Source organism: Blautia sp. MSK.20.85, from assembly GCF_013317245.1.
Taxonomy (GTDB): Bacteria; Bacillota; Clostridia; order Lachnospirales; family Lachnospiraceae; genus Blautia_A.
The window spans coordinates 1-5,236 of record NZ_JAAIUN010000054.1; the positions used below are offsets into that span (position 1 = coordinate 1).

Sequence of the window (5,236 nt, forward strand, 5' to 3'; positions counted from 1 at the left end):
TTGAGAAAAGTATTGATATTCCGGATCAGAACGATGACTTCAATGCCATTCGTGAAGAATACCGTACTATGCTGAAAAATCAGCTTTCCAAAGGAAATAATGGTCTGGTAAAGACGAAGTATATCACTTTTGGAATTGAAGCAGAAAGTCTGAAGGTAGCAAGACCAAGGCTTGAAAGAATCGAAACAGATATCTTAAATAACTTTAAGGTTCTGGGAGCACAGGCACATTCTTTGAATGGACTGGAAAGGCTGGAGATTCTGTATCATGTGTTCAACCAGGATCGGATTGAACCATTTAAGTTCCAGTACAAGATGCTTCCGGAAACCGGATTAAAGACCAAAGATTTTATTGCACCGACTTCCTTTAACTTTTCCAAGAATCAGACATTTTTGATGGGAAGAACGATGGGAAGTGTGAGTTACCTTCAGATTCTTGCACCGGAGCTGACAGACCGGATGCTTGCAGATTTTCTGGATGTGGATGACAGCATCAATGTCAACATTCATATCCAGTCCATTGATCAGAGTTCAGCAATCAAGATGATCAAGAGTAAGATTTCTGATCTTGATAAGATGAAGATCGAAGAGCAGAAGCGTGCGGTACGTTCCGGTTATGATATGGACGTGCTTCCATCGGACCTTGTGACTTATGGCGAAGAGGCAAAGAATCTGCTGGAAGATCTGCAGTCCAGAAATGAGAGAATGTTCCTTGTGACAGTTCTGGTAATGAATACCGCAAAGAAGCGTCAGAAGCTGGATAATAATATTTTCCAGGTGCAGGGGATCGCACAGAAATATAACTGTTCCTTAAAACAGCTGGATTATCAGCAGGAAGCAGCACTCATGTCCTGTATTCCGCTTGGAGTCAATCGAATTGAAATTCAGAGAGGGCTTACCACATCTTCAACAGCGATCTTCGTGCCATTTACGACACAGGAACTGTTTCAGGAAGGGGAAGCTCTTTATTATGGATTGAATGCATTATCCAACAACATGATCATGGTTGATCGGAAACGTCTGAAGAACCCGAATGGACTGATTCTTGGTACACCAGGTTCCGGTAAGTCCTTCTCAGCAAAGAGGGAAATTACAAACTGCTTTTTGATTACGGAGGACGATATCATTGTCTGTGATCCAGAAGCCGAATATTCGGCACTTGTGCAGGCGCTGCATGGGCAGGTGGTAAGAGTTTCGCCGGTATCTGACCAGTATATCAATCCAATGGATCTGAACCTGAATTATTCTGAGGAAGATAATCCGCTGTCATTGAAAGCAGATTTTATCCTGTCTTTGTGTGAGCTGATTGTTGGAGGAAAGAATGGATTGGAACCGGTAGAAAAAACGATTATTGACCGTTGTGTGCGGTTAGTATATCAGGAATACCTTGCCGATCCAATACCGGAGAAGATGCCAATCCTGGAGGACTTATACAACCTTCTGAGAAAACAGGAAGAGCCGGAAGCACAGCGGCTGGCTACTTCATTAGAGATCTATGTTACAGGCTCTTTGAATGTATTTAACCATCAGACAAACGTGGATATCAATAACCGCATTGTCTGCTTTGACATCAAAGAATTGGGAAAACAGCTGAAAAAGATTGGGATGCTCGTAATCCAGGATCAGGTCTGGAACAGGGTAACGATGAACCGTTCTGCCCATAAGTCCACCAGATACTATGTGGATGAGTTCCATCTTCTTTTGAAGGAAGAGCAGACTGCAGCCTACAGCGTGGAGATTTGGAAGCGATTCCGTAAATGGGGTGGTATCCCAACGGGCATCACCCAGAATATTAAGGATTTATTGTCTTCCAGGGAAATAGAGAATATATTTGAAAATTCAGATTTTATTTATATGCTGAACCAGGCTTCCGGAGACAGGCAGATTCTTGCAAAACAGCTGAATATCTCACCAACCCAGCTGTCCTATGTAACCAACAGTAATGAGGGGGAAGGACTTCTGTTCTATGGAAATGTCATTATCCCGTTCGTAGACAGATTCCCGAAGAATTCCCTCTATAAAATCATGACAACCCGCTTAGAGGAAACTTCCGAAGCAGGTTAAATCAAAGGAGAAGACAATGTTACGAGCAATTTCATATGTATTAACTTTTAGTGGCGGTGCTGTATTTGGCATCGCTTTTCTCTGTTTATTACAGGCAGGGAAAGGGTATCCGAAAAAGGAGGAGTAAGTAGTGGCAGAACAGAGAATGAAAGTCAGGGATAAGAAAGTCCAGAAGATGACCAAAGATGGTCTGGTGGAAGAAAACCTGACGGATAAATCTTCTGTTCGTGTCAGTAACCGTGTCAGTGATGTGCAGATGGGAATAAAACAGGGGGAAAAAGCAGAAAACCTTGTGGATAAGTCTCCCCGCCAGTCTAAGCGAAGTGGGAAAAATATCCGTCCCTCTGTGCAAAAATCCAGGGATGCACCGGAACTGATGCGAACGGAGAACCAAAGTGAGGATTTTGGACAAAATAGAAAGCAACAAAACCGGAAAAGAATCCGTGCTGTGAACAGAAAAGAATCAAGATTTGCGGAAAAATCCGAAGCCAGCCAGTCAGGGAGACTGAAAGAAAAACGTGCGGATCTTTCAGAAAACAGAGGAGACAGCCGGAGTAAGAAGAATGGTGGAAGTAAGAAACCAAAGCAGAAACAGCGTCTGAAATTTGCTTATGAAGAGACTGGTGCTTCTGTGAAAAATGACAAAGATATGGAGAAATTGAACCAGATGGATACGGATGGAGTCAATTTCCGTCATCAGAAACAGAAGGAAAAAGCCAAAAAGTTTTCTTATGAGGAACCAAGAAAGAAAAAGGAAGCAAAGCAGCATTCCAAGAAGGCACAGGTTTATCAGGCAAATGAAGGAGAGGGTTCTGGAAAGAAGAAATCCCGCCTGAAGTTTGGCGAAGGGGAATCTGTGAAAACAGAAAAAGCTTTTGTTGTTAAGAAAGCAGGAAGTGCAACTTCCGCAGCATTGCACCGTGAGATCAGTAAAAATGAAGACGATAATGCGGCAGTAGAAGGTGCCCATAAGTTGGAAGAAGGCTGCGAAGGTATTTACCGGCTGGAACAGAGAAGTGCCAGACAAAGGAAACAGAGGGCTTCCAGAAAGAGAAGCAGACTGGAGAGACAGGCAGAGAAACAGACACAGGCGGCAGCCCGTCAGGAGCAGAAGAAGCTAAAAAAACAGATTCAGAAGCAACAGATCAAACGGGATTATGCCAAAGCAAAACGAAGTGAACAGACAGTAGGAACAGCTACAAAAGGTACGATTGATTATATCAAGAAGATTGGCGGCAAAGTCACCAACTTCTTTAAAGAAAACCGGAAGGTGTATATCAGTGTGGCAGTTCTGATCGGATTGATGTTTCTGATTATAACGAATGTCACGTCATGCTCTGCAGTATTTTTACAAAATGTGATCACTTACACGGGAACCAGTTATCTGTCATCGGATCAGGCAATCCGGGAAGCGGAACTGTATTATACACAGTTGGAAGCTAATCTGCAGGAGCGGATTAACAACATGGAGTCTGAAGAACCGGGACATGAGGAATACCGATATAACATCGGACCTATTGAGCATGATCCGTTTATCCTAATCAGTTATCTGTCAGCAAAGTATGAGGAGTTTACTTTTGAACAGGTCAAGCCTGAACTGGATGCATTGTTTGCAGAGCAATATCATCTGACTACTGAAGCAGTCAATGAAACTGTGACAGAGACAGCAACAGTAAGAGTTGGAGAATCGTTGGGACAGGTTGTAACAAGCGGATATTGTAACTGTCCAATCTGTTGTGGTATTTGGAGTGGAGGACCGACTGCCAGTGGAGCATATCCAACAGCCAATCATACCTTAGCAGTAGATGCTTCCAATCCGTTTGTTCCAATGGGAACAAAGGTGGTCATGAATGGTGTCGAATATACGGTAGAAGATACCGGAGCTTTCGCAAGATACGGTGTACAGTTTGATGTCTATTATGACAGTCATGCGGCAGCATCCGCACATGGTCATAAGACCTGGGAATGCTATCTGGCAGATGATAATGGAAGCCAGGAAGTGGAAGTGACCAGGACAAGAGATGTAGATGTGCTGAATGTCACCTTAAACAGCGGAAATCTGATGTCGATCTGTCAGGACAGGCTGGGATTTTTCCAGAAAGAACTGTTCAGTGCCTACAACGATACAAAAGGCAACTTGCAGATGTTTGCGACACCGGTTGATTTTAACTGGTATTCCAGTGTGACCAGCTATTATGGATACAGGATTCACCCGATTTCTGGAGCTAATCAGTTACACAATGGCATGGATATCGGGGCACCGGAAGGAACAAAAGTGATGGCAGGACTGACAGGAACAGTTACAACTTCTGCTTATAACGACAGCTATGGCAATTATGTTGTAATCAAGGACAGTAAAGGCTATGAACTACGGTATGCACATTTAAGCAGCCGGAGTGTATCTGCAGGAGCATCCGTCACGAAAGGTGATGAGATAGGTCTTGTAGGAAATACTGGAAATTCCACAGGAAGCCATCTTCATATTGAACTTCTGAAAAATGGAGAGCGGTTAAACCCGATCTTTTATCTGGAAACTGGAGAAGGAGCAGGCTTTGGCGGCAATGAATATACCAGTGAAGCAGCACAGCGTTTGTTAAATGAAGCAGCGAGATATCTCGGAACACCGTATGTGTGGGGTGGATATTCCCCAAGTGGATTCGATTGTTCCGGATTTGTAAGCTACTGTCTGACAAACTCTGGTGTAAGGAATACAGGAAGACTAACAGCACAGGGACTGTACAACATTTGTACACCAGTATCCCAGTCGGAGGCACAGCCGGGAGATTTGATCTTCTTTACTGGAACTTACGACGCAGGGGAGCCGGTAACGCATATCGGAATCTATGTAGGCAATGGTCAGATGATCCATTGTGGACATCCGGTGCAGTATACGTCCATCAATTCCCCATACTGGCAGAGCCATTTCTATGGATTCGGACGATGGTAAGAAAAAAGGGCGGCTGTATCAGCCGTCCGGAAAGGAGAAGCGATGAAAAGTCTTGAAAAAGCAACGGCGGATTATGAGAAAGCCAAAGAGAAAATGGAAGCCTCCAAAGCCAGATATGAAGCAGATTTAAAGCGTTTCAAGGCTGCGGAGATTGCCAAAACAGAAGCGGAAAATCTGGAAATTGTAAGAATTATCCGTGCAATGGATATGAGTATTCCAGAATTGG

At 43.8% G+C, this 5,236-nt stretch carries 4 protein-coding genes; all 4 read left to right on the forward strand.

Annotated elements, in window-relative coordinates:
* Positions 1–2,063 (forward strand): VirB4-like conjugal transfer ATPase, CD1110 family (locus G5B12_RS16635; RefSeq protein WP_174088894.1); only part of this gene is annotated, 2,063 nt, incomplete at its 5' end.
* 16 nt (positions 2,064–2,079) lie between these two features.
* Positions 2,080–2,190 (forward strand): hypothetical protein, encoded by a 111-nt coding sequence (locus G5B12_RS16640; RefSeq protein ID WP_008688066.1) that lies wholly within the window; start codon positions 2,080–2,082, stop codon positions 2,188–2,190.
* 18 nt (positions 2,191–2,208) lie between these two features.
* Positions 2,209–5,010 (forward strand): CD1108 family mobile element protein, encoded by a 2,802-nt coding sequence (locus G5B12_RS18415; RefSeq protein WP_138344138.1) that lies wholly within the window; start codon positions 2,209–2,211, stop codon positions 5,008–5,010.
* 42 nt (positions 5,011–5,052) lie between these two features.
* On the forward strand, positions 5,053–5,236 hold a 184-nt coding region (locus G5B12_RS16650), incomplete at its 3' end, for a DUF4315 family protein (protein ID WP_174088896.1).